Here is a 22,906-nt window from a genome sequence, read left to right as displayed (position 1 = left end):
ATGATCACAGAAGAATTGAAAATTTTAATGGTTGAGGATAATCCCGCCGATGTGACGCTAATGAGACGAGAGATCTTTAAAGTGGCAGAAAATGCTGAGGTGATTGTATGCAACAACCTAACAGATTTTAGACTGAATCTGGTTAATAATCCGCCAGATCTGATTATATCAGATTACAATCTGCCTACGTGTTCTGGTTTAGAGATTTTAGAAGTTGCCCAAAAGTTGACCCCTTCGGTAACCTTTTTGTTCATCACCGGTACCATAAACGATGAGGAGCTTGCCGCTGATACCATTCTCAGTGGAGCATCTGGTTATATGCTGAAAAAGAATATCAGCAAATTGCATATTCGCCTGGAGCCTTACCTCAACGCCATATCTAAAAACGGACCGATGATGCATCCGGTGCGTAAAAAAATAGTAGAGAGTAAAAAACTCGTACGCGATATTGAAGTTTTTCTGGAGAATTTTTCTCGTGAAAATATGTCGCATCGCGAAGGAATGCTCAAAATTCAAGAAGACCTTAAACGCCTAAAATCAGGATATGATTTTAAAACACTTAAAGACCCAAACAGCAACTTTACACCAGAAGACTGAAGAAGATAATCTTGCAAAATTTATTCTCGATCACAGTATTGACGTTGCTACATACACTCAATTACTTCAACAAAATTACCTGGCTTACGCCCGTATAGATCGTATTTTAGAGGCTAATAGCGCTTCTTTAGATGAGAACTTAAAGGTGTACGCTGATGCGGCAAAAAGTAAAGCGCTAGCAAAAGATCTAACCGATCTGGACGCTGAAATTCCACAGGTTGAGTCAACTGAAGAACAGTTTAGTAGCGCTTATCTTTTAGGTTTGATCTATGTGGTTGAAGGTTCGATGATGGGAGGTTTGCTTATTAGAAAAAAACTAGAGTCTTGTGAGCATCTTAAAGATAAAACAACGCATAATTTCTTCGGAAAATCAGCACCTGAGGTTATGCAGCGCTGGAAGAATTTTACCGGTGCGGTAGAAGCCAAGCCGTACTCTGAGCAAGAACATCAAGACGCGGTAGATGGCGCGCACGCAGCATTTATGATCTTTAAAGATTCTTACAGCTACGCTTAGATTTTTTCGCAGTCAAGCATAAGGCTTTTACCATTTTCTAAAGTAGTAAAGAAAATATAGCGCTCACCACCGCTTTTAATTTTGAATTTTTTCCGTAAATCCGCTACAGAAGCTTTAAAATTACGCGTGGTAATATGCGCTTGTGTTCCTTTAAGCAACTGACTGATCGTCTTTTTTGAATACGGAATACGGTCTTTGATTTTAAATCGCCTGCCCGGAAACTCAATCAATTTTTCTGAAGTATAGAGCTGTGTGTTGACAGCCAATTTGTCTAGGGCGTAATGCTCTGAAATCCAGTTAAAGGCTCCCAGCTTAAGCAAAGCTGCATTGGGTTCATAAAGGTAGGTTTGTGGCTCATCAAAGGTGGCTTCAGCAAATTGTAATGCGTCAAAATCTACTGTGACCGGAGCATCAAAATCACTCGAGAGATTTACAGCAAAAAGGCTTAAAGCTTTAGTATCATCTTTTTTGGAAAGTATCCAAAGTAACTCTTTGACCTCATTTTTAACCGCAATGCTGTGAATTTGTAAAACATGTTTCAGTTCACGTAACCCGGCCGTGATATCCAACAACGGACTCGTTTTAACCATTAGAATATCGGTTTTATCTAATAGCAAGTCCAGGTATTCAGGGATATTGGGTTCGCAATCCTTCAGCATAAAAACCTTTCCTTTCACCTCATTTCTTCGCGATGGATCTGTAAAGATCAGATCAAAATGAGAAGAAGTATCTTTTAAAAAATCAATGCTGTTTTGATTGTGCGTTTGTATATTTTTTGCGCCCAATACTTCAAAATTATGCTGTGCCAGCGCACTGAGTTCAGGATTTAATTCGCAATGGATTACTTCGTCAAATTGCTGACTGAAGTAATAATCATCAATACCAAAGCCACCCGTAAGATCTAAAGCTTTCTTTCCGGAAAATAGGTTCGCTTTATACGCTGCGGTTTCTTCTGATGAAGTCTGTTCTAAATTGAGTTTTGGAGGGTAGAGTACTTCAGGATGCTTAAACCACGTAGGGAGTTTGCCTTCAGCTTTTTGTAACCCAATAAGTTGCTGAGCCAGTTCAGGACTGCTTATGGCCTCAAAAGGCGAGGAGCTTAATAAAACTTTAGAAACATCTGTTTTATAATGCGCTCTCAGGTATGCTTGAACTTCGGGCTGTAGCAAATTTTTATTAAGGCTCATACAGGTTTTCAGTAAGCTTTTGTACGATCTTATATTCTGAGAGAAACTCTTTTGCGATTACTTTGATCGCTGTGTAGGCAGGAATAGCAACCACCATCCCAAAAATACCAAAGATTAAACCTGCAATGACAATCACCAGAAAAATCTCTAAAGGATGTGATTTTACGCTGCTCCCAAAAATTAAAGGCTGATTGATAAAATTATCGATCAACTGCGCAATACAATACCCGATAAACACATAGATCATTTTCGGCAGAATCACCGTTTGAAAGTCGGCAGTAAAATTTCCACTAATCACAAGCAGCATCATCACCACGCCGCCAACAACCGGACCAATATAAGGAACCACATTGAGCATTGCGCAAAACAGCGCTATAGCAAAGGCATTGGGTATTTGAAAGCTTACCAGTAAAATAGCATAGATGGTAAATAGAATCATCAATTGCAGTAAAATTCCTAAGAAATAACGTGATAATAGTTGTTTGGTTTTATGAAAAACTCTTCGAAATCTTTTTTCTTCTCCTGTATTGGCAAAAACGAGAAAACTGTCTAAAAGCAGATGACTGTCTTTCAGCAAGAAGAATGAAATGAAGATTACCGAAAGTAAGCCCACAATTAACGAACTGAAATTACCCAGTATGCTATTGATAAATGTCGGAATCACCGAAATATCAAAATTCTTTATAAAGTCAGATTGTTTTAATCCTTCTATCAGCGTTACCTGGTCAACACCCATCGCTCGGCTGAATTCTACATTAAGCCGGTTGATGTTGTGTTTTACTTCTTCAAAATTGATTTTACTAATATGCTCACTTTGATCAATTAAAATAGGAATAAACAATGCGAGAATCCCCGATATTACAATGAGCACCATAATGAGGGTAGCTATTGCGGCAGCCACGGCGCTAAATCGGCACTTATTTTTTAAGAAATTGACCACCGGTCTTCCTATCAAAGAAATGACCGCAGCAATACAGATAAATACAAGTACTGCCTGAATTTTATACAAAAACCATAGTATAAATACAATTCCGGCGATGATCCCCAAGGCTCTGAGAATACCGTATGCAATGACTTTAGATTTATCTTTCATATTTCGGGGCATTTAATAATTGGTATGCGGCGATGGCGGCAGCTTGGCTCACGTTCATACTGCTGTTTTTGCCGTGCATCGGGATATAGGTTAAATAGTCTAACTGCTCTAGAATACGCTGGTCAATTCCGTGCCGTTCATTGCCTAAAAATAAGGCTATTTTTTCAAATGCTTGGTGTTTAAATATTTCCAATGGAATACTTTGTGTGGTCAGTTCGAGACCGATACACGAAAAACCTTCACTTTTCAATTGCAGAAGAAGGGTTTCAGCATCTTCCACGGCGGTGTACGCTACCTGCTTTTCACAGGAACGTGCAGTACGTTTGAGGCGGGTGCTTTCAAAATTAAGACTTGCCTGGCAAAAATAAATATGCTGAATACCTAAAGCATCTGCAAGCCGAAAAAGACTTCCCGCATTTGCCGGACTATTTATGCGATCACAGACCAGTACAAAAGGTAATGGTTGTGGTGCTATTTGCGTCTCTTCGTGATTGAGTTGTTTAGTTTTCAAAGGCGTATTTTATAATATTAGCGCCCATTTTTAAAGCTTTTTCACGAACTTCAGGAGGATCGTTATGAACAGCCGGACTTTCCCAACCATCTCCTAAATCACTTTCTTTTGTGTATAGGATGATCAGGCGTCCTTCTTTAAACAACCCGAATGCCTGAGGTCTTAATCCATCGTGTTCGTGAATTTTGGGTAATCCTTGCGGAAAAGCAAATGCACTTGAGAATACAGGATGGTTTGCAGGCAACTCGATCAATTCTTCTTGCGGATACAATTTCTTGAGCTGCGGTCGCAAGTATTCATCAATGCCGTAATTATCGTCTATGTGTAAAAAGCCACCACTGTTTAAGTAGTCTCTTAAATTGCGCAGCGCATCTTCAGAAAAATAAACATTACCGTGACCGGTCATATGCACGAAAGGATATTGCATTATGGCAGGATCTGTGGCTTTAATTGTTGCTATATTAGGGTCAATGGCTGTATGAATAGAAGTATTGCAAAACTGAGCTAGATTGGGTAACGAGGTAGGATTAGCATACCAGTCGCCGCCACCTTCGTATTGCAATACCGCTATTCTTTGGGCACAAAGCACATGAGACCCTGTGAATAGGAGTGTTAATAAAGAGCAAAGCCAAAGCTTAATCACGTAGTTTTAGTTTTTTAAATTGAAAACGAAAATACTTATTTTCTAGCCAACGCACTATTTTTTAAAATTTCATTAGGGCTTGGCAAGCATAAAAGTTAAAACGATAATAACCCCTTCCTAAAAATAAGGTTTATGAGTGCCTCTAATACTGATTATCTCGCTCAGATCATACCCATTCTTCCCGTAAAAGATGTGCTGGAAGCCTTAGAATTCTACATCCAAAAACTTGGCTTTGAGTTGGTTTTTATTGATGAAGAACGCCAGCCGCGTTATGCGGGTATTCGGCGCAATAACATCGCGCTGCATCTGCAGTGGCACGAAGCTTCAGAATGGGAGCAGGACAAAAACAGACCTATGTTGCGCATTCAGGTGCAAGGTATTGAAAGCCTTTACAAGAAATACCAGCTTATGGGTGTATTTCACAACCATACTTCGCTTGAAGAAAAGCCTTGGGGTACTTTAGAATTTGCCTTTTACGATCCGTTTAAAAACGGCCTGATCTTTTATGCCGAAGCTTAAGCTTTGACGGTTTCTTTTAGAGGAATTTGATTTTTGATCAAATCATCAAAAGTTTCGCGCTCACGTATAAGGTGTGCTTTTCCTTCCATGAATAATACTTCAGCCGGGCGATATCTTGAGTTGTAATTGCTCGCCATACTGAAACAATAAGCACCGGCATTACTAAAAGCAAGAATATCACCTTCAGCGATTTCTGCAATTCTTCGGTTTGTCGCAAAAGTATCGGTCTCACAGATGTATCCTACAACTGAGTAAAAGCGCTCACGGCCTTTTGGGTTGCTGATATTTGTGATCTCGTGGCGGCTTCCGTAGAACATTGGGCGAATGAGATGGTTAAAACCACTATCTACTTGTGCAAAAACAGTAGAGGTAGTTTGCTTGATCACATTAACCTGAACTAAAAACTTTCCGGCTTCGCTCACAAGGAATTTTCCGGGCTCAAATACTAAGGTTAGTGATTTACCATAGTCTTTCTCAAAAGCATTAAAACGCTTACTCAATTTATCACCTAGTTCTTCAATATTGGTTTCAATATCACCTTCTTTATAAGGCACTTTAAAGCCGCTGCCAAAGTCTAAAAATTCAAGATCCTTAAAGTCTTTAGCGGTATCAAATAAGATCTCTGCAGCGTGAAGAAATACATCAATATCGAGAATATCACTACCGGTATGCATATGAATACCGTTGATGTTCATTCCGGTATTTTTTACGATACGCAGTAAATGTGGAATCTGGTGAATACTGATCCCAAATTTGCTATCAATATGTCCAACAGAAATATTGGTATTTCCGCCCGCCATCACGTGCGGATTGATACGTACACAAACTGGAGTTTTAGGATGTTTGGTCCCAAACTGCTCCAGAATAGAAAGATTGTCAATATTGATTTGCACCCCCATCTTAGCGACTTCTTCTAGTTCATCTAAAGAAACGCCATTAGGAGTAAACATAATTTTTGATGGATCAATACCCGCTGCAAGGGCAAGACGTACTTCTTGAATACTTACTGTATCCATCCCGGCTCCAAAACCGTGAATCAGTTGAAGCACAGCAAGATTAGACAAAGCCTTCACTGCATAATTGATGCGCAGGTTTTTAACCTTTTTAAAAGCACCAGTAAGACGTTTATATTGAGATTCAATTTTTTCAGCATCATAAACATAAACGGGACTTCCGTGTTCTTTTGCGATCGATAGCAAGTTTTGGTGGGTCATAATCTTAAATTTTAAGCCTACAAATCTAGTATAGATTATTTAGTTATAGGCAGTCTTCACTTAAAAAAATAAGCCTTTGTCATATTTTAAACGCAATCTGGCCTGTGGTTTTTAATTTGATCCTACACGGCTTACGCAAAGGTTTTAAAATTGCCTTAGGAATAGATAAATCAGAAGTAAATTGCTAGCAGGGTTTGCGCTAAATACTTATTTTTGCTCTGCAAATTTCAAATTTATAGAAACGCCTGATTATGAATCTACACGAATATCAAGGAAAAGAAATACTTAGCAGTTTTGGAGTGCGTATACAGCGCGGTAAAGTAGCAACTACTGCTGCAGAGGCAGTTGAAGCTGCAAAAAAACTTACAGAAGAAACCGGTACCGGTTGGCACGTAATTAAAGCGCAAGTACACGCCGGAGGTAGAGGAAAAGGCGGTGGAGTAAAGCTGGCTAAAAACCTTCAAGAGGTGGAGCAAATTGCAGGAGAGATCATCGGTATGAATCTGGTAACCCCTCAAACTTCAGCCGAAGGTAAAAAAGTACATCAAGTATTAGTTGCTGAAGATGTGTACTATCCTGGAGATAGTGAGCCGGAAGAATATTACATGTCTGTTTTATTAAACAGAGCTACCGGTAAGAATATGATTATGTATTCTACCGAAGGTGGAATGGATATCGAAGAAGTTGCAGAAAAAACTCCACATCTTATTTTTACTGAAGAAATTAATCCTGCAACAGGACTGCTTCCTTTTCAAGCGCGCCGCATCGCTTTTAATTTAGGTCTTAGCGGAACTGCTTTTAAAGAGATGACCAAGTTTGTTGCTGCACTTTATAAAGCGTATTCAGCATCTGATTCTTCACTTTTTGAGATCAACCCTGTGCTTAAGACCAGCGATGATAAAATTATGGCTGTAGATGCTAAAGTATCTTTAGATGATAATGCATTATACCGTCATAAAGATTACGCAGCAATGCGTGACAAGCGTGAAGAAAACCCAGTAGAGGTAGAGGCTAAAGAAGTTGGGCTTAATTACGTGGATCTTGATGGAAACGTAGGGTGTATGGTAAACGGTGCCGGTCTTGCAATGGCAACAATGGACCTTATCAAGCAAGCAGGTGGTGAACCGGCTAACTTCTTAGACGTAGGTGGTACCGCTGATGCAGAGCGTGTAGAAACTGCATTTAACCTGATCCTTAAAGATCCTAACGTAAAAGCTATTCTTGTAAATATCTTTGGAGGTATCGTACGTTGTGATCGTGTTGCTCAAGGTATTGTAGATGCATACAAAAATATGGGAACGATCAATGTGCCTATTATTGTTAGACTTCAAGGAACCAATGCAGATATTGCGAAAGAATTGATTGACAATAGTGGTCTTGATGTACAAAGTGCTATTCAATTTAAAGAAGCAGCAGATAAAGTACAGCAGGTATTGGCTTAGTTGAAAAGTTATAAATTCGCTTAGGCGAAATGAAAAGCTTCAGATTTTCTGAAGCTTTTTTTTATGCTCAAAATTTTATAATCAATTTTTCATAAAAGGCTACCATTCAAATTATTAGCGCTGACTTAAAGGATTTAGTTTGCGTCGTAACTCACTGATTTTCAAAACATAAAAGCGTTAATAATCTGTTAAACTAAAACGTTTGCTGTAACTGTTTGACACCTGTACCGTCTTTATAGTACATCATTCAAAAATCAAACATTATGAAAACGTTTAAAACAATGCTACTTGCAGTTGCGATCAGCTGCGGTACCGCGCTAAGCGCAAACACCACTGAACCAACCGAGCCAACCGCAAAAACTACCAGTGAGGTAGTGAAGCGGGCAATGAACAAAGAAATTGCAAATCTATTGGCCGAACCTAATTTTAACGTTGAGCAAACTACCTCGGTAAAAGTTTCATTTACGGTCAATAAAGACAACGAGGTTGTGGTGCTTAATGTAGAATCAAAAGATGCGTCTATTGAAAAATACATTCAAGGACGTCTTAATTATCAAAAGTTAGATTCTAAAGCTTTAGTGGGGCAAACTTATCACGTGCCTGTAAAATTAGAAAGCACGTTGTAAATGTGATTTAGTTAGTAGGAGAACCCGGCGTAAGCGCCGGGTTTTTTTATGCGATTTTGTGAATATTTTGTCATTTTGACACCTCGACTCAGTGTTTTTGTGACAAAAAGTCTTTGAAATTGTATTGGTATTCAAATTGCTAAATACTAGGCGTATTAGATTAATAACAATAAAATTAAATAGATATGAGCTTAGTAAAAAGAACAAACGAAAATTGGTTACCATCAATCTTTGATGATATGTTTAAAACCGATTGGCTAGGAGGAACTACAAATGTAAATAGCATTGGTGTGAGTATTCCGGCAGTGAATATCATTGAGAAAGATAGCGGATTTGAAGTAGCTGTTGCTGCTCCCGGTAAGACTAAAGAAGATTTCAATATCGAATTAGATAATGATGTACTTACCATTTCGGCCCAAGAGCAAAAGGAATCAGAAACTAAAGAAGAAGGAAGATTCACCAGACGTGAGTTTAGCTATAGTACGTTTAAACGTGCCTTTAGCTTACCTGATACGGTGAACAGTGCGAAGATTGAAGCTAGCTATGAGAATGGGGTTCTAAATATTGTAATCCCTAAAAAAGAGGAAGCTCAAGTACAAGCAAAACGCTTGATCGAGATTTCCTAAGTGTTAAGTAAGTAAGTTTTTTTGGTTAGTGAAGAGTCCCGGGTCATTAAATTGACTCGGGATTTTTTCTGTTTCATATTATTTTCGCGGAAGATACGTATTCAACACCTCAGCCAGGTGCGAGCGATCTACGTGCATATAAACTTCAGTAGTGGTTATACTCTCGTGTCCCAACATTTGTTGAATAGCACGCAAGTCGGCACCATTTTGCAATAGATGGGTCGCAAAACTGTGTCTAAATGTATGCGGACTGATTTTCTTCTTGATTCCGGCCTTTTTAGTATGCTGTTTTACGAGCGTAAAGATCATCGCTCGGGTGAGCTGCGCTCCTCGCCGGTTGAGAAATAGGATATTCTTAAATTCTGGTTTTGGAGATTCGTGTATCCTAATTTCATCTCGATAGATCTCAATATACTTTTGAGTTACCGGCGCAATAGGTACAAAACGTTGTTTGTCACCTTTACCGGTAACGAGAATATATCCTTCATCAAAAAATAAATCAGAAAGTTTTAGATTCAAAACTTCAGAGACCCGCAAGCCGCAACCGTACAAGGTTTCAAAAATAGCCCGATTGCGTTCACCCTGCGGTGTACTAAGGTCAATCGCATCAATAATCTGATTTACTTCTTCTTCAGAAAGCGTATCCGGAAGTTTTCGGCCAATCTTTGGCGCTTCGATAAGTTCAGTAGGATTGTCTGTGCGTAGCTCTTCAAATACTAAATATTCAAAATAGCCTTTCAGTCCAGAAATTAATCGCGCTTGTGATGATGCAGTCAATTCTTTGGCGTAGGTATAAATGAATTCTTGAAGCTGCTCTTTAGTGATAGAAATAGGAGACGCTTCCACAGCATTTAAATCCAAATACGTGATGAGTTTAGCGATATCCAGGCCATAATTTATAATGGTATTCTCAGAAAGCCCGCGTTCTATCTTTAAGAATAATTTATAGTCTTTTAACGATTGTTGCCAATTCACAAATCAAATAGGGGTTTTTTAAGAATTTTTTAATTATAGTTTATAAAAGCCTTAATAGTTTGGTATTTCTTCTGCTCCTAGCTTTGTCCCAAATCTAAATATAAAATCATGAAAAAATTATTTTTAATAGCCAGTTTTATTGTTTTAGGAACCACTGCAACTCAAGCCCAAGACTATTGGAATTTTGGTATCAAGGGTGGTGCTAACTTTGCAACTATTGCAAATGAAGATGGAGAAAATCCTGACGGGAGAACAAGCTTTAATGTAGGTGCGATGGTCGAAATCCCGGTTTCTGATAAATTCTCTATTCAGCCAGAGGTCCTGTATTCTGCGCAGGGAGCCACTCTAGCATCTTTTGATGAAGACAACACGTTTGATGTTGATGATAATGTAGAATATCAATTAGATTACATACAAGTACCGGTACTTGCGAAGATCTATTTAGTTGAAGGATTAAGTGTACAAGTAGGTCCGTCTTTTAATTTTTTGGCTAATGAAGAAATCGACTTTGATCCAACAAGTGATAGCGGAGACATTGATATCGAAGACGGAGCAAATGGATTCGAATTTGGTGGGGCAGTAGGTCTTGAATACAAGTTCGCTAACGGATTCTTGATCCAGGGACGTTATACAAGAGGATTCTCTGAAATTTACGATAACGCAGATGGAAGAAACTCTGTAGTACAAGCAGGAATTGGTTTTATGTTTTAAACAGCCTAACCGCAAACGAATACTGAAAAGCACCTTTTTAAGGTGCTTTTTTTTTTTGCTACTTACTAACGGAACAAAACCCTGCTGCCTGTTCAATAATTACATAGGATTTACGGCTACCGACTTCATAGGATACCAGTTCAACTCCAATTTGAGCTAGTATTTTTAGAAGTTCATCTATCCAAAGTTTCAATGAGCATAGCGTTAACACTATTTAAGAAATTGAAAAAAAAATAGGCGGCAATACAATAAACTAAAAGTATTTCTCTATCAGTATTTTAAAGTGATTTTCTAGGGGTGCCAAATAGCTGCTTTTTACTAAAAATCAGAATATCAAGAAGTTTCGTAAAAGCTTTTTGTTGGCAATATTTTAGTGAAAACTTAGAGAATTATTAATACTTGTGAAGCCTTGCAGCATCTAGCTTTGTTCAAAATTTAAACAACAAATTATTCTTATGAAAAAGCTATTTTTAATTGCAAGTTTTATGGTTTTGGGTGGTGCTGCAGCACAAGCTCAAGATGCCTTTCACTTTGGTGCAAAAGGTGGTGTGAATTTCGCGAATATCGCAGGTGATGATGCCGCAGATCAAGAATCAAGAACAAGTTTTTATGCAGGTCTAGTTGCTGAGCTTCCTATTTCAGAAATGTTCTCTATTCAGCCTGAGGTTATTTATTCAGCGCAAGGTTCTACGATCGCTGCCATTGATGAAGACAACACATTTGATGTAGATGATAATGTAGAATATCAATTAGATTACATTCAAGTGCCTTTAATGGCCAAGATTTATCTTGCTGATGGTTTCAGCTTACAAGCTGGTCCTTCTTTGAACTTTTTAGTAAGTGAAGAGATCGATTTTCAACCAACATCTGCTTCAGGAGATATTGATATCGAGGATGGCGCTAACAATTTTGAATTTGGTACCGCTGCTGGTTTAGAATATCAGTTTGATAACGGTTTATTCATTCAAGGGCGTTACACCAGAGGTTTTACAAAGATCTATGATGATGTGAGTGCATACAACTATGCAATTCAAGCAGGTGTAGGTTTTGTATTCTAAAACATTGTAATCAACCAACCAAAAAGTATAGCCTCGCAATAGCGAGGCTTTTTTTTATAGTCCATTTTTAAATTACCTTTACCTAACAATTTAATCTACCAATGGCTCAAGAACTCAAAATACTCATCATAAACGGACCTAACCTCAACTTATTAGGCAAACGCGAACCTGATGTTTACGGAAATCAATCTTTTGAAGATTATTTTTCTAAGCTTCAGTTTCAGTTTAAGGAGACTGAGCTTTCTTATTTTCAGTCGAATAGCGAAGGTGATCTGATCACCAAAATTCAAGAGGCAGACGCTATTTTTGATGGAATAGTACTTAATGCTGCGGCTTATACACACACCTCGGTAGGCATTGGTGATGCGATCGCAGCGGTTTCGGTACCGGTGATCGAGGTGCATATTTCTAATACGTTCGCACGCGAAGCATTCCGTCATCAATCATATATTTCAAAACACGCTAAGGGGATCATCGTAGGTTTTGGATTGCAGAGCTACGATTTAGCGATACAATCCTTTCTGTAAATATTTTGCAAAAGGCCTATTTCAATTGGAGTAGTGGTAAAGATTCTGCGTTGGCTTTATATAAAATTTTAGCCGAAAAGGAATTTGAGGTCACTAAACTGGTCACGACTATTAACAGTGATGTAGAGCGAGTTTCTATGCACGGTTTGCGCGAAACTTTATTAGATCGTCAGGCGGAAGCACTTGGTTTTCCATTAGAAAAAATTTTACTTCACGGAGCTATCTCGATGACTGAATATTCTGAAGTTTTAGGTGCTGCAGCCCAAAAAGCAGTTGACGAAGGAAATACCCATAGCATTTTTGGAGATATCTTTTTAGAAGATTTAAAAGCGTATCGCGATGAACAGTTGACCAAAGTAGGGTTGAAAGGAGTATACCCACTATGGAAAAAAGACACCAAGCAGTTAATTACTGAATTTATTGACCTGGGTTTTAAGGTTATTACTGTTTGCGTGAATGGAAAGCACCTGGACAAATCTTTTGCCGGAAGAATTATAGATCACCAGTTTATAGCCGATTTACCTCCGGATGTTGACCCGTGTGGAGAAAACGGCGAATTTCACACCTTCGTTTTTGACGGACCTATTTTTTCGAAGCCAATTCTTTTTGAGGTGGGGGAGATTGTAAAACGCTCTTACAAACCCAAAGCCGATCAAGAAGACAATTGCTTTTCAGAAGATCAAAAACCTTGGGACACCGAATTCTATTTTTGTGATTTGATACCTGTTCAGTGTCTCCACTGCTCTTGAATTAGGGTGTACGGTAATCTTCAAATCCTCATAATAAAAAACCTCTGAAATTGATTTCAATTTCAGAGGTTTTAATTTTATCTAAAGTCTAAAGTCTAAAGTCTAAAGTCTAAAGTCTAAAGTCTAAAGTCTAAAGTCTAAAGTCTAAAGTCTAAAGTCTAAAGTCTAAAGTCTAAAGTCTTACAGATGAATTACTTCATCATAAGCTGCTGCTACCGCTTCCATCACCGCCTCACTCATCGTTGGGTGTGGGTGAACCGCTTTAAGCACTTCGTGACCGGTAGTTTCTAATTTTCTACCTAACACAGCTTCTGCGATCATATCGGTAACGCCGGCACCAATCATATGGCAACCTAACCACTCACCGTATTTCGCATCAAAAATAACTTTTACAAAACCATCTTTGTTTCCGGCAGCACTTGCTTTACCAGAAGCTGAGAATGGGAATTTCCCGATTTTAAGTTCGTATCCAGCTTCTTTAGCTTGCTTCTCAGTCATACCTACTGAAGCAATTTCAGGAGAAGCATACGTACAGCCAGGAATATTGCCATAGTCTAATTTCTCAACGTGCATTCCGGCAAGTTTTTCAACACAAATAATTCCTTCTGCAGAAGCAACGTGCGCCAATGCAGGACCAGGAGTTACGTCGCCGATCGCGTAGTAACCCGGCATATTGGTCTGATACCAATCGTTTACGATCACTTTATCTTTATCGGTAATGATACCTACGTCTTCAAGACCAATGCCTTCAATGTTGGTTTTGATACCTACCGCCGAAAGTACAATATCAGCTTCTAATTTTTCTTCGCCTTTTTTAGTTTTTACAGTAGCAACAACGCCGTCACCAGAAGTATCTACAGACTCTACAGATGAACCGGTCATAATGTTGATTCCTGCTTTTTTCAAGCTACGCTCAAATTGTTTAGAAACTTCTTCATCCTCTACAGGAACGATGTTTGGCATATATTCTACGATGGTAACTTCTGTACCCATCGCGTTGTAAAAACTACCAAATTCACACCCTATCGCCCCAGATCCTACAACGATCATTTTCTTAGGCTGCTCTTTTAAAGTCATCGCCTCACGATAGCCAATGATTTTCTTACCATCTTGAGGTAAGCTAGGCAGTTCGCGTGAACGCGCACCGGTTGCGATGATGATGCTGTCTGCACTATACTCGGTACCATCAACGTCAACTTTTTTACCTGGTTTTAGTTTACCAAAACCTTCAATAACGTCGATCTTATTTTTCTTCATCAAGAATTGAACACCTTTGCTCATTCCTTCTGCAACTTCACGGCTACGCTTAACAACCGCATCAAAATCTTTATCTGCACCTTCTACTTTAAGACCGTAATCTTCGGCGTGCTTGAGGTATTCAAAAACCTGCGCACTTTTTAAAAGCGCTTTGGTAGGAATACATCCCCAATTTAAACAAACGCCTCCAAGGCTTTCTTTTTCTACAATAGCGGTTTTAAAACCTAATTGTGAAGCTCTGATAGCCGTTACATAACCACCGGGTCCACTTCCTAAGACAATAATATCGTATTTACTCATAGTTTTCAGTGAAATTTGAAGGCACGAATTTACGCATTAAAAGTCTAAAAAACGAACGCAGAAGTTGTGCAGATTTGTAGCCACCGTCAACGGTTTTGTAGCCTGAATCTTGCCATTAAATTGAAGGTTGGTCTTCAAAGAAAATCTTAGCGCGTTATCTTATGCTAGGCGCTGTCCTACTACACGTTGTAAAACCGGAAGCACATCGGTTTCAAACCATTTGTTTTTAGCCATCCAAAAGCGATTAACAGGCGAAGGATGTGGAAGTACAAAATGCTGCGGCAGATAGCTTTCAAAAGCTTTGATTCGGGCGGTAAGCGTTAGATTATCGTTTAAATAATACCGCTGGGAGTGATTACCGATTAAAATATACAACGGATCCGCCTCAAAATGATCGGTTACTTTTTTGTGCCAAAGCGGAGCACATTCCGGGCGGGGTGGAAGATCACCGGTTTTGCCTTTCCCCGGAAAGCAAAATCCTAGAGGTAATATGGCAAAATTTTCAAAATTGTAAAAGGTGTCTTCATCAACGCCGAGCCAGTCTCGCAATCGACGGCCGCTAGGATCATCCCAAGCGATGGACTTCTCGTGGGCAATTTTCCCGGGTGCCTGGCTGGCTAAAACAATTTTGCTTTTTGGCGATGCCGAAATAATAGGGTTAGCGCCTAAAGGCAAAAAAGGCTTACAAACGGAACATTGTCGTATTTCCGTGAGTAAGCCTTTCATAAATTTTATGCTAAGTGCTTATTGAAGCGTTTGAACATCAGTTTCGTTCAATTCTAAAGCGCTCATAACTTCATTATAGTTAGAGAAGTCACCGTTGAATTGCTCAGCAAATTCGGTAGGAATCAAAACATATCTAAATATTTGATTATCTGTGTAATCGGTAGAGATATTAGATAAGTCATAATTTCCATCAATCAAGAATTGAACATCGCCTATTGTATGTGTAAAAACATATTGCATCGTACCTTCTGAAAAGAAAAAGTTATGAGGAAGTTGTGTCCATACATCTAGTCCGTTATCAATATATTCCAATCTATAAGCAATAACAGCATCACCATCTAAAACTTCAACATTACTAGGGAATTCGATGATGGGAGATTCCCATATTCCAGAATCAGAATTGTAAGATAAGGTGGTTTCCACTTCTACAACTTTTGAGTATTCAGCATCAAGCCCATCTAATCCCGGAGGGCCTTGTGGTCCTGGGTCTCCTTCACAAGCTGTAAATCCTAAGGCTACGATACTAAGTATTGCAAATAATTTTTTCATCGTTTTTTGTCTTTATGTTTATTGCTAAAAGTAAATCAAGAGTCATTCCGAAACTTTTAAAACTATGCTAAAGCTTTAGTTTTAATAAAACATTAACGCGTATGTAATCTTGATGCCTCTTGGTATATAGTTTTAGTTTTTATCGTAATCTATTGAGGCTGAGTTTACACAGTAGCGCTGACCGGTCTCCGTAGGTCCATCATCAAAAACGTGACCTAAGTGACTCCCGCAATTGGCGCAGAGAATTTCGGTGCGAATCATTCCAAAAGTAGTATCGCGTATATATTCTACAGCTCCGGGTATTGATTCATCAAAACTGGGCCAGCCACAACCACTCTCAAATTTACTATTGGCTTCAAAAAGTTTTGCATCACAAGCGCCACAGTGATAAGTGCCATCTTTTTCAAAATGCAAATTGTATTTACCGGTATGCGGGCGCTCAGTGCCCTTACCACGTAAAATATGGTAACGCTCAGGACCGAGTTCTTCTTTCCATTGCGCTTCGGTTCTTTGTATAGGGTATTCTTTCATAATTAAAATTCTAATTTTTCATTTCCGCGAAGGCGGAAATCATTTTATCCGCACTTCCGCTCACTCAGTACAGGTTACGGCGGAAATCTCATGTTAAAAGACTAAATGTAGGCTACGGCGGAAACCTTTCAATTTTTAGGTCACGAGTGTTTCTCCCGTTGGTGGCTACAGCCTTTATTTTTTAGGAACGAAATTTAAAGCGACTCCATTAATGCAGTGGCGTTTACCGGTAGGCTTTGGTCCATCATTAAATACGTGACCTAAGTGCCCGCCACAATTGGCACAATGCTCTTCAGTACGGGTGTAGCCTAATTTGTTATCTGAAGAAAAAGCAACATTTCCTTCTATATAATCGTAAAAAGAGGGCCAACCGGTACCGCTATCAAATTTGGTTTTACTCTTAAAGACCGGGTTTTGACACGCAGCACATACATAAGTTCCTTCTTCTTTAATGTTGAGAAGGTCACTGGTAAACGCGCGCTCAGTTCCTTCTTTACGCAAGACCTGAAATTCTGCATCGGTCAGTTCGGCTTTCCATTCTGCTTCGGTTTTAGAAACCGGAAATTGTTCTTTTTTCTCGTTTTGAGCAGTGCCTTTACAGGCATACAGGCTAACAAGTAGCCCAAGTAGCAATAGCTTTTTCATAGTTCTTTTTTCTAAAATTACGCAATGCCCTAAGCACTGGTTTATAATAGTCGCGGTTTTAACAAAAGACTAACGTGTGACATTTCTGTTAAGCCTTTGTCAAATTCTTATTTCGGCTAGGCTTGTAATTAATTATTGTTATTTTTAAGGGTAATCATTTGAACTTAAACTACCTCAGGGCAAGTCTGTGTGACATTGCTCGGAAACGAATTTTGAATTTTCAGGCATCCCGAAAGCTATCGGGACGGAGTATTAAACCCTTTGGCGGTGCCAATAAAAAACTAACACCCTTGACTAGAGAACGTATTGTTATAGAGAATGTAGAGCCCCAGCTTCAAGGTGGGGATTTTTTTATCAAAAGAGTTGTTGGTGAACTCGTTACTGTTACAGCAGATGTTTTAGGTGATGGTCATGACGTGATCGATGCCGAAGTATGCTACAAAAGCGAGCACGACAAGATGTGGAAAACGGTTCGTTTGGAACCTCTAGGCAATGATCATTTTGCAGCAACGTTTATAGTAGATCAGCAGGGCTTTTATGAGTATAAAGTGCGCGGGTGGGTTGATCACGCATTAAACTGGCAGCACGGTACCGAAGCAAAACTTAAAGACGGACAATATATAAAGAGTGAATTGCTTGACGGAGTGCAATATCTTGATGCGGTTGAAAAAAAGCTTGACAATGACGGCAAGCAGTACGTTAATACGCTAAAAGAATTGTTTCAAGACGAAAAGCGCTATGATGAGGCTTGTGCGTATGCTGTTTCTCACGATTTGTACCGCATATTTAAAGATCATCCGGAACGGAAATTTGTGCACGAAAGCAAAACACTACAAGTTTATGTAGATCGTGAGAGAGCACGTTTCAGTACATGGTATGAGTTTTTTCCAAGATCCGCAAGCGAGCAGCCTGGGCAACATGGTACGTTTAAAGATTGTGAGCGTTTGTTGCCACGTGTAGCTTCGATGGGATTTGATACGTTGTATTTTCCGCCCATTCATCCTATAGGAGAAGTAAATCGAAAAGGAAAGAATAATGCAACTAATGCAGAAGAGGGCGATAGCGGAGTACCTTGGGGAATTGGTTCGCGTTTTGGCGGACATAAAAGTATTCACCCGGAATTAGGCACTGAAGAAGATTTTAGAAACCTGATCAAACACGCCAAAAGTCTGGGGATCGAAGTTGCGATGGATCTAGCATTTCAGGCAGCTCCTGACCATCCGTATTTAAAGGAGCATCCGGAGTGGTTTAGAAAACGACCGGATGGCACGATGCAATATGCTGAAAATCCACCGAAGAAATATCAGGATATTGTCAATTTTTACTGGGAATCTGAAGATTATAAGAAGCTTTGGGAAGAATTGCTCAGCGTTGCTTTTCACTGGATCGACTTTGGAGTAAAAGTTTTTCGAGTTGACAATCCGCATACCAAACCCTATTATTTCTGGAATTGGTTTATCGCCGAAATCAAGAAAAAACATCCCGATGTGTTGTTTTTAGCCGAAGCTTTTTCGCGACCTAAAGTGATGCAACAATTAGCCAAACAAGGCTATTCCCAATCCTACACCTATTTTACATGGCGTACCAGTAAGCATGAGTTGGTTGAGTATATGACCGAGCTTACTCAGACTAAAATGCGCGAATATTTTAGACCTAATTTTTGGCCGAATACACCAGATATTAATCCATATCATCTACAAGGCGCAAATGAAGCACAACATATCATTCGCTATGCTCTTGCGGCAACTTTGAGTTCAAACATTGGTTTGTACGGGCCTGTTTATGAATTTATGGTGAGTGATGCCGTCCCGGGTAAGGAGGAGTATTTCAATTCTGAAAAATATCAAATCAGCCATTGGGATTGGAAGTACGAGAACAAGTTGAGTCGCCTCATTACCAAGATGAATATGATTCGTAAACAGCAGCCTGCGTTGCAACAGACTAATAATATTGAGTTTTGCGAGCTACACCACGATGCACTGATGGCTTATTATAAATGGGATCAGGACCGTAATAACGAATTGCTTATCGTGGTAAGTCTGGACCCGTATTATAAACAATCGGGGCACTTGAGACTCCCTTATGAGAAAATGAACCTCGCACCGGGTTCTCAAGTTGTTGTAAAAGATCTTATCACAGACAGCACCTATACCTGGAATCAAGAATGGAACTACGTCGAATTACATCCCGCACTTCCGGTGCATATTTTTCAGATCTATAAATAGCAAAAATCCACCTTAAACCTCAAAAACAACGAACCATGAATCAGGAGCAGGAAATTGACGGACGCATCGTTTTTAAATATGATACCGGTTGGAAGGAGTTGCTAGAATCAGATCGCTTTAAGAAAGAACTTTGCGAGGATATTCTTGAGCCGTACATTCTCAATAAGCGTTGGTATGGTGGTAAAGCCAGCGCGTTAAAGTATATTGAGGTCATTGACAGCTTTCCGATAGAAGATGAGGTAGATACTTTTTATGGGATCGTACTTGAAGTGAATTTTAGAGAAGCTTTTGTGCACAATTATTTCTTGCCCATCGCTTTTGTGACTGATCAAGAAGTGGTTGGTGATAAATTTATTGCACATTTAAAGCTCAACGGAACCTCAGGTTTTATTGTAGATGCTTTGCTTCTGGAATCTTTCAGAAAGCAGATTTTTGAGAAAATTTTAGAGGGAGAAAAATACCGCTACAAAGAAGTGGCCTATCGTCGAGGTCGCTCTAATCAATCTCAAGGCTACAAAAGCAGCCGACTGATGGGCGTAGAACAGAGCAACACGTCTATCATTTATAACGATAAATACATTTTAAAGATTTTCAGAAGGGTTTATGTAGATGAAAATCCTGATTATGAGATTAGTAAATATCTTACGGCCAAAGCACTTTTCAACAATACACCAAAATATTTAGGAAGTATCACTTTAAAGTTTAGCGATAAAAATGTGATCACTTTAGGGCTGATGCAAGAATTAGTGCCCAATCAAGGCGATGCCTGGGAATATTTTGTGCATAACCTAAAATTGACGTTTGAAGAACTTTCGCGTCAGCAACCCAAATTAGAAACGCTGCGAGCTACTAAATACTTGGAGCAAATCTCGATAACCGATGTGCCTGCTTCGATCTTGGCTTGGTGTCCTATCGAGTTTTTTGAAGATGTTTCGCAGCTAGCGCTTCGTACCGCACAAATGCATATTGCTCTAGGACAAGAGCGCATCAATACGGCGTTTACGCCGCAGGCTTTCAGTAATGATTATTCGGTATGGTTAAAAAACAGATTGATCTATCAATTTGAAAATAGAATCAATCTGGTCGAAAATAATTTACACAAGCTTGACGGTCTGCAACTTGAATTGGCAAACGAGTTATTGAGTAAGAAAAAGATCATACGTAAACAATTTCTTGATTTTGACGAAACGATGCTTAAAAGTGAGCGTTTGCGTATTCACGGCGATTATCATTTAGGACAAGTTCTGGTGCAGGATCGGGATTTCTTTATCATAGATTTTGAAGGAGAACCGGAAAGTACCATCAGAGACCGAAAAGTCAAGCAACCACCAATTAAAGATATTGCCGGGATTTTTAGATCGTTTAATTACGCGATCTACGCAACGGTTTTTAACAATCACGAGTCTTATGATTTTGAACTTGAAGAGCTTTTTGAGGTTGCAGATGTGCTCTACAGCCACATCATTGGTGTGTTTTTAAAAACCTATATCAACGAAGTACAAACCGCCAATTTAAATATTGGTTACATCAAAGAAATCGAATTTTTATTACAATATTGCTTACTGGAGAAAGCCGTTTATGAGTTGGGTTACGAACTCAATGCGCGTCCGCGATGGGCGATCATTCCATTAAAAGGCATCTCTAACATCCTTAACCAACAACATTATGAGTAGCGTATACGTTCACAGCTTATTTTCAGAATTTGACATCGATCTTTTTAAAGCCGGAAAGCACTTTCGACTGTATGAAAAGTTAGGTTCACACCCAATGACTTTAGAAGGAGAGAAGGGTACGTACTTTGCCGTTTGGGCTCCCAGTGCAAAATCAGTTTCTGTGGTGGGTGATTTTAATTATTGGTTAGAGGGTGATCATAAATTAAATGTACGTTGGGATGGCAGCGGAATCTGGGAAGGTTTTATACCTGGAGTTATGCCGGGCGCTATTTATAAATATAAAATTCAGTCTAATCACAATGATGTTAAGACTGAAAAAGCTGATCCGTTTGCGCGTCGCGCTGAGCATCCGCCTAAGACCGCTTCAGTGGTGTATGCCGCAGATTATAAATGGAAAGACAAGAAATGGATGTCTAGCCGGGCTAAATATAATGCGCTTGACACTGCTTTTTCAGTTTACGAGGTTCATTTAGGTTCCTGGAGAAAAACAGGCGAGGAAAACCGAAGCTTGAGCTACACAGAACTAGCAGACGAACTCGTAGCCTATGTAAAAAAAATGGAATTTACCCATGTGGAGTTTATGCCCATTATGGAATATCCTTACGACCCAAGTTGGGGATATCAATTGACCGGCTATTTTGCACCAACTTCACGCTTTGGTTACCCCGAAGAATTTATGCTGCTGGTAGATAAATTACATCAGGCGGGTATAGGCGTGATCCTTGATTGGGTCCCGTCACATTTTCCTGAAGATGCACACGGTTTGGGTAACTTTGACGGTTCTCATTTATATGAACATCCAGATCCACGTAAAGGATGGCATCCCGATTGGAAATCGCTTATCTTCAATTATGGCCGTAACGAAGTGCGTGCTTTTTTAATTAGCAACGCCTTATTCTGGCTAGATCAATACCATATTGACGGGTTGCGGGTAGATGCGGTCGCTTCGATGTTGTACCTTGATTATTCAAGAGAAGACGGGGAGTGGGAGCCTAACCAGTTTGGAGGCAGAGAAAATCTGGACGCTATTTCGTTTTTAGAAGAGTTAAATAAGACGGTTTATAAAAACTATCCGGATGTGCAAACCATTGCTGAAGAGTCTACTAGTTATACCGGAGTTTCTAAACCGGTATTCTTAGGCGGTTTAGGGTTTGGAATGAAATGGATGATGGGGTGGATGCACGATACCTTAGAGTACTTTAAGAAAGAGCCGGTGCATCGTAAATACCATCAAAACGATATTACCTTCAGTTTGACCTATGCGTTTTCAGAAAACTTTATGTTGCCGCTTTCGCACGATGAGGTGGTTTACGGAAAACGCTCGCTTTTTGACCGTATGCCCGGCCCGGAGTGGGAACGATTTGCCAACCTAAGATTGATGTTTGGGTATATGTTCACCCATCCCGGGACTAAGTTGATCTTTCAAGGAGGCGAATTCGGTCAAAGTGCAGAATGGAATTTTCAAGAAAGTTTAGACTGGCATTTATTGCAATATGATTTTCACACAGGAATTCAAAAATGTGTAAAAGACCTGAATAAACTCTATAAGTCGCAACCGGCATTATATGAGCGACAGTTTCGTCCCGAAGGTTTTGAGTGGATCGAATGGGCTGATGGTGAAAATAGCGTTTTGAGCTACCTGAGAAAGGGTTATGATGCCGAAAGCGCAGTTTTGGTTATTTGTAACTTTACTCCGGTGCCACGCGAAAACTATAAAGTAGGAGTTCCGGAAGCGTTTACTAAAGCAAATACCAAGGTAAAAGAACTCTTTAATAGTAATGAAAAGAAATACGGCGGAAGCGGTGATTTTATCAGCAAAAAAGTCAAGGTCGAAGCAACTCCATGGAATGGTCGCGAGCACTCGATAACTCTAGATTTAGCACCACTTGCGGTTATGGTTTTCGGTCTTAAATAATGCACTTTTTGCGATCTCGCTAAATGTATAAGTATTTATCAATTTCATAAGGCAAGGCTTGAACAAGTATGCTGTTTTCGAGTAGCAACAAAA

Annotated in this window: 24 protein-coding genes; 13 read left to right on the top strand and 11 right to left on the bottom strand. The window is 39.5% G+C overall.

The genetic code is table 11. From position 1 onward, the window contains the following. Both LDL79_RS00875 and LDL79_RS00870 read left to right on the top strand, forming a co-directional pair. Positions 1–597, top strand: coding sequence for a response regulator (locus LDL79_RS00875; protein ID WP_072982662.1), 597 nt, complete (start codon positions 1–3; stop codon positions 595–597). Next, the gene (locus LDL79_RS00870; RefSeq protein ID WP_225598801.1) at positions 545–1,111 is read left to right on the top strand and encodes a biliverdin-producing heme oxygenase; all 567 of its coding nucleotides are present in this window, start codon (positions 545–547) and stop codon (positions 1,109–1,111) included. Before LDL79_RS00875 ends, LDL79_RS00870 begins: the two co-directional genes overlap by 53 nt. Here the strand turns inward: LDL79_RS00870 and LDL79_RS00865 are convergent. From LDL79_RS00865 to LDL79_RS00850, 4 genes are read right to left on the bottom strand one after another with little or no spacing between them, the layout of a single operon-like run. Continuing rightward, positions 1,108–2,298: a THUMP-like domain-containing protein gene (locus LDL79_RS00865; protein WP_225598800.1), complete on the bottom strand. Its 1,191-nt coding sequence runs from the start codon at positions 2,296–2,298 to the stop codon at positions 1,108–1,110. The genes LDL79_RS00870 and LDL79_RS00865 overlap by 4 nt on opposite strands. Then, complete coding sequence (locus tag LDL79_RS00860) at positions 2,288–3,391, bottom strand: AI-2E family transporter (RefSeq protein ID WP_225598799.1); 1,104 nt, start codon at positions 3,389–3,391, stop codon at positions 2,288–2,290. Before LDL79_RS00860 ends, LDL79_RS00865 begins: the two co-directional genes overlap by 11 nt. Continuing rightward, positions 3,381–3,902 carry a TrmH family RNA methyltransferase gene (locus tag LDL79_RS00855; RefSeq protein WP_225598798.1) on the bottom strand — a complete coding sequence of 174 codons (522 nt, stop codon included), beginning with the start codon at positions 3,900–3,902 and terminating at the stop codon, positions 3,381–3,383. The genes LDL79_RS00860 and LDL79_RS00855 overlap by 11 nt, the downstream gene beginning before the upstream one ends. After that, entirely contained in the window at positions 3,892–4,542 is a 651-nt protein-coding gene (locus tag LDL79_RS00850; protein ID WP_225599915.1) for a DUF4159 domain-containing protein, read from the bottom strand. The genes LDL79_RS00855 and LDL79_RS00850 overlap by 11 nt, the downstream gene beginning before the upstream one ends. A gap of 135 nt (positions 4,543–4,677) precedes the next feature. On the opposite strand from LDL79_RS00850, the gene LDL79_RS00845 reads away from it, so the two are divergent. Beyond that, positions 4,678–5,064, top strand: coding sequence for a glyoxalase superfamily protein (locus LDL79_RS00845; protein WP_225598797.1), 387 nt, complete (start codon positions 4,678–4,680; stop codon positions 5,062–5,064). On the opposite strand, the gene lysA is transcribed toward LDL79_RS00845, so the two are convergent. Then, positions 5,061–6,278 (bottom strand): diaminopimelate decarboxylase, encoded by a 1,218-nt coding sequence (gene lysA / locus LDL79_RS00840; RefSeq protein ID WP_225598796.1) that lies wholly within the window; start codon positions 6,276–6,278, stop codon positions 5,061–5,063. The two genes, LDL79_RS00845 and lysA, sit on opposite strands and share 4 nt — an antisense overlap. 251 nt (positions 6,279–6,529) lie before the next feature. Between lysA and sucC the strand changes: the two genes are divergently transcribed. From sucC to LDL79_RS00825, 3 genes are all read left to right on the top strand, one after another. After that, entirely contained in the window at positions 6,530–7,720 is a 1,191-nt protein-coding gene (sucC, locus tag LDL79_RS00835; RefSeq protein WP_072982650.1) for an ADP-forming succinate--CoA ligase subunit beta, read from the top strand. 263 nt (positions 7,721–7,983) lie between these two features. Beyond that, positions 7,984–8,346 carry a hypothetical protein gene (locus LDL79_RS00830; protein ID WP_225598795.1) on the top strand — a complete coding sequence of 121 codons (363 nt, stop codon included), beginning with the start codon at positions 7,984–7,986 and terminating at the stop codon, positions 8,344–8,346. Between the two features lie 185 nt (positions 8,347–8,531). Next, positions 8,532–8,972 carry an Hsp20/alpha crystallin family protein gene (locus LDL79_RS00825; protein WP_072982647.1) on the top strand — a complete coding sequence of 147 codons (441 nt, stop codon included), beginning with the start codon at positions 8,532–8,534 and terminating at the stop codon, positions 8,970–8,972. Positions 8,973–9,050: 78 nt separating this feature from the next. On the opposite strand, the gene xerA is transcribed toward LDL79_RS00825, so the two are convergent. Beyond that, positions 9,051–9,947, bottom strand: a complete 897-nt coding sequence (xerA, locus tag LDL79_RS00820; RefSeq protein ID WP_225598794.1) for a site-specific tyrosine recombinase/integron integrase — start codon at positions 9,945–9,947, stop codon at positions 9,051–9,053. Between the two features lie 108 nt (positions 9,948–10,055). On the opposite strand from xerA, the gene LDL79_RS00815 reads away from it, so the two are divergent. The 4 genes from LDL79_RS00815 to LDL79_RS00800 all read left to right on the top strand — a co-directional run bounded on the left by LDL79_RS00815 (position 10,056) and on the right by LDL79_RS00800 (position 12,992). Then, positions 10,056–10,658 (top strand): porin family protein, encoded by a 603-nt coding sequence (locus tag LDL79_RS00815; RefSeq protein WP_009779815.1) that lies wholly within the window; start codon positions 10,056–10,058, stop codon positions 10,656–10,658. A gap of 455 nt (positions 10,659–11,113) precedes the next feature. Next, entirely contained in the window at positions 11,114–11,716 is a 603-nt protein-coding gene (locus tag LDL79_RS00810; RefSeq protein ID WP_072982643.1) for a porin family protein, read from the top strand. 101 nt (positions 11,717–11,817) lie between these two features. Then, positions 11,818–12,243: a type II 3-dehydroquinate dehydratase gene (gene aroQ, locus LDL79_RS00805; RefSeq protein ID WP_072982641.1), complete on the top strand. Its 426-nt coding sequence runs from the start codon at positions 11,818–11,820 to the stop codon at positions 12,241–12,243. A 5-nt stretch (positions 12,244–12,248) separates the two neighbouring features. Then, complete coding sequence (locus LDL79_RS00800) at positions 12,249–12,992, top strand: Dph6-related ATP pyrophosphatase (protein WP_225598793.1); 744 nt, start codon at positions 12,249–12,251, stop codon at positions 12,990–12,992. A gap of 180 nt (positions 12,993–13,172) precedes the next feature. Here the strand turns inward: LDL79_RS00800 and lpdA are convergent, their stop codons facing one another. From lpdA to msrB (LDL79_RS00775), 5 genes are all read right to left on the bottom strand, one after another. Further along, positions 13,173–14,549 (bottom strand): dihydrolipoyl dehydrogenase, encoded by a 1,377-nt coding sequence (lpdA, locus tag LDL79_RS00795; protein WP_225598792.1) that lies wholly within the window; start codon positions 14,547–14,549, stop codon positions 13,173–13,175. A gap of 159 nt (positions 14,550–14,708) precedes the next feature. Next, positions 14,709–15,275 carry a uracil-DNA glycosylase family protein gene (locus LDL79_RS00790; RefSeq protein WP_225598790.1) on the bottom strand — a complete coding sequence of 189 codons (567 nt, stop codon included), beginning with the start codon at positions 15,273–15,275 and terminating at the stop codon, positions 14,709–14,711. Positions 15,276–15,293: 18 nt separating this feature from the next. Further along, positions 15,294–15,824 carry a collagen-like protein gene (locus LDL79_RS00785; protein ID WP_225598789.1) on the bottom strand — a complete coding sequence of 177 codons (531 nt, stop codon included), beginning with the start codon at positions 15,822–15,824 and terminating at the stop codon, positions 15,294–15,296. 132 nt (positions 15,825–15,956) lie between these two features. Beyond that, entirely contained in the window at positions 15,957–16,355 is a 399-nt protein-coding gene (msrB, locus tag LDL79_RS00780) for a peptide-methionine (R)-S-oxide reductase MsrB (RefSeq protein ID WP_225598788.1), read from the bottom strand. A gap of 174 nt (positions 16,356–16,529) precedes the next feature. After that, entirely contained in the window at positions 16,530–17,000 is a 471-nt protein-coding gene (msrB, locus tag LDL79_RS00775; protein ID WP_225598786.1) for a peptide-methionine (R)-S-oxide reductase MsrB, read from the bottom strand. Between the two features lie 290 nt (positions 17,001–17,290). Here msrB (LDL79_RS00775) and LDL79_RS00770 point away from each other — a divergent pair, with 290 nt between their 5' ends. Genes LDL79_RS00770 through glgB form a run of 3 tightly spaced genes read left to right on the top strand, consistent with a single transcriptional unit; the run spans position 17,291 to position 22,813 of the window. Next, a complete protein-coding gene (locus LDL79_RS00770; RefSeq protein ID WP_225598783.1) occupies positions 17,291–19,225 on the top strand; it encodes an alpha-1,4-glucan--maltose-1-phosphate maltosyltransferase in 1,935 nt (644 codons plus the stop codon). A gap of 35 nt (positions 19,226–19,260) precedes the next feature. After that, complete coding sequence (locus LDL79_RS00765; RefSeq protein ID WP_225598781.1) at positions 19,261–20,898, top strand: trehalose synthase; 1,638 nt, start codon at positions 19,261–19,263, stop codon at positions 20,896–20,898. Continuing rightward, complete coding sequence (glgB, locus tag LDL79_RS00760) at positions 20,891–22,813, top strand: 1,4-alpha-glucan branching protein GlgB (RefSeq protein ID WP_225598779.1); 1,923 nt, start codon at positions 20,891–20,893, stop codon at positions 22,811–22,813. The genes LDL79_RS00765 and glgB overlap by 8 nt, the downstream gene beginning before the upstream one ends. Positions 22,814–22,906: the final 93 nt, after the last annotated feature.

Origin of the sequence: Leeuwenhoekiella palythoae, from assembly GCF_020310025.1 — a bacterium.
Taxonomy (GTDB): Bacteria; Bacteroidota; Bacteroidia; order Flavobacteriales; family Flavobacteriaceae; genus Leeuwenhoekiella; species Leeuwenhoekiella palythoae.
Note: the sequence above shows the minus strand (reverse complement) of the source record. Positions and strands in the feature narration are given on the sequence as shown.

Excerpts from the sequence above, each read along its gene's own strand:
- LDL79_RS00810 (WP_072982643.1), top strand. The coding sequence starts at position 11,114 with ATGAAAAAGCTATTTTTAATTGCAAGTTTTATGGTTTTGGGTGGTGCT.
- aroQ (WP_072982641.1), top strand. The coding sequence starts at position 11,818 with ATGGCTCAAGAACTCAAAATACTCATCATAAACGGACCTAACCTCAAC.
- sucC (WP_072982650.1), top strand. The coding sequence starts at position 6,530 with ATGAATCTACACGAATATCAAGGAAAAGAAATACTTAGCAGTTTTGGA.
- LDL79_RS00815 (WP_009779815.1), top strand. The coding sequence starts at position 10,056 with ATGAAAAAATTATTTTTAATAGCCAGTTTTATTGTTTTAGGAACCACT.
- LDL79_RS00845 (WP_225598797.1), top strand. The coding sequence starts at position 4,678 with ATGAGTGCCTCTAATACTGATTATCTCGCTCAGATCATACCCATTCTT.
- LDL79_RS00865 (WP_225598800.1), bottom strand. The coding sequence starts at position 2,298 with ATGAGCCTTAATAAAAATTTGCTACAGCCCGAAGTTCAAGCATACCTG.
- lpdA (WP_225598792.1), bottom strand. The coding sequence starts at position 14,549 with ATGAGTAAATACGATATTATTGTCTTAGGAAGTGGACCCGGTGGTTAT.
- LDL79_RS00860 (WP_225598799.1), bottom strand. The coding sequence starts at position 3,391 with ATGAAAGATAAATCTAAAGTCATTGCATACGGTATTCTCAGAGCCTTG.
- glgB (WP_225598779.1), top strand. The coding sequence starts at position 20,891 with ATGAGTAGCGTATACGTTCACAGCTTATTTTCAGAATTTGACATCGAT.
- LDL79_RS00830 (WP_225598795.1), top strand. The coding sequence starts at position 7,984 with ATGAAAACGTTTAAAACAATGCTACTTGCAGTTGCGATCAGCTGCGGT.
- LDL79_RS00870 (WP_225598801.1), top strand. The coding sequence starts at position 545 with ATGATTTTAAAACACTTAAAGACCCAAACAGCAACTTTACACCAGAAG.
- LDL79_RS00790 (WP_225598790.1), bottom strand. The coding sequence starts at position 15,275 with ATGAAAGGCTTACTCACGGAAATACGACAATGTTCCGTTTGTAAGCCT.
- LDL79_RS00785 (WP_225598789.1), bottom strand. The coding sequence starts at position 15,824 with ATGAAAAAATTATTTGCAATACTTAGTATCGTAGCCTTAGGATTTACA.
- LDL79_RS00765 (WP_225598781.1), top strand. The coding sequence starts at position 19,261 with ATGAATCAGGAGCAGGAAATTGACGGACGCATCGTTTTTAAATATGAT.
- msrB (WP_225598786.1), bottom strand. The coding sequence starts at position 17,000 with ATGAAAAAGCTATTGCTACTTGGGCTACTTGTTAGCCTGTATGCCTGT.
- msrB (WP_225598788.1), bottom strand. The coding sequence starts at position 16,355 with ATGAAAGAATACCCTATACAAAGAACCGAAGCGCAATGGAAAGAAGAA.
- LDL79_RS00875 (WP_072982662.1), top strand. The coding sequence starts at position 1 with ATGATCACAGAAGAATTGAAAATTTTAATGGTTGAGGATAATCCCGCC.
- LDL79_RS00825 (WP_072982647.1), top strand. The coding sequence starts at position 8,532 with ATGAGCTTAGTAAAAAGAACAAACGAAAATTGGTTACCATCAATCTTT.
- lysA (WP_225598796.1), bottom strand. The coding sequence starts at position 6,278 with ATGACCCACCAAAACTTGCTATCGATCGCAAAAGAACACGGAAGTCCC.